General features: G+C 61.4%; 1 protein-coding gene. It reads left to right on the top strand.

Annotation, left to right across the window (positions count from 1 at the left end; translation table 11 throughout):
• On the top strand, window positions 1-714 hold a 714-nt coding region (locus tag AWB67_RS38595; RefSeq protein WP_235025630.1), incomplete at its 5' end, for a mechanosensitive ion channel family protein.
• Window positions 715-957 lie beyond the last annotated feature (243 nt).

Below are 957 nucleotides of genomic sequence, written 5' to 3' on the forward strand. Positions count from 1 at the left end.
GGGCTCTTCATCATTGTCGAGGAGACGATTTCGGCTGGTGACTGGATTGAAATTGACGGCAGTCACGCCGGCATCGTCATGGACCTGACGATCCGCACGGTCCGGTTACGTGACGGACAAGGCGCGGTTCACACCATTCCCTTCTCGCAGATCAAGATCGTGAAGAACCTGTCGCGCGACTTCGCCAACGCGGTGTTCGAGGTACGGGTGCCGTTCTCCGTTGATCTCGAGGATGTCTCGCGCATGATTGTGGAAGTGGGCGCAGATCTGCAGCGAGATTTTCGCCTGCGAAAGGAGATACTTGCGCCCGTTGAGGTGTGGGGACTCGATCGCTTCGAGGCCAACTGGATGGTTGTGAAAGCGCAGATCAAGACGCGGCCGTTGCAGCAGTGGAGCGTGGCGCGCGCGTTTAACGCGCGGCTCAAGCGCAAGATGGACGAGGCAGGTATTGAGATTCCGGTGCCGCATATGCGGCTTCATACCCCACCGAACGCACCGAACGCACCGAACGCAGGGGCGCAGCCTGACGATGGCGACCAGGACGAAAGCGGACAGGGGATCGATGCAAACAGTGAGCGCCGACGCAGGCCGACTAGCACCACGCCGCTGGAACAGCGCGCATTTAAAGAGTCTCCCGCGCCGCAGCCAACGGCGGGCCAAAAAGGTTCCAAATCGTCGACCGATTCCCCGGGCAGCGATACTGACCGTCTCTGAGGTGCGCGTATGCAAGCCCAAGAATCTATACCGTGTCCGAGGACGCGTGCGCGGCCGCCTCCGCATATTGCATGTTGTGCCGCACGATCCGGGCGATGACGCCCACGCTGATTGCGTTGCCTACTCGAGCATCTCTGGCGCTCGCTCCGGTGACGGGTGTTTAATGGCCGTCGCGATCGGGCGCCTTGGTCCAGCCCGGTCCTGGGTCAAACGACTTCGTGACCTCCGCCTTCGCTGCGCCCT

The organism is Caballeronia terrestris, assembly GCF_001544515.1.
In the GTDB taxonomy this organism is placed as follows: domain Bacteria; phylum Pseudomonadota; class Gammaproteobacteria; order Burkholderiales; family Burkholderiaceae; genus Caballeronia; species Caballeronia terrestris.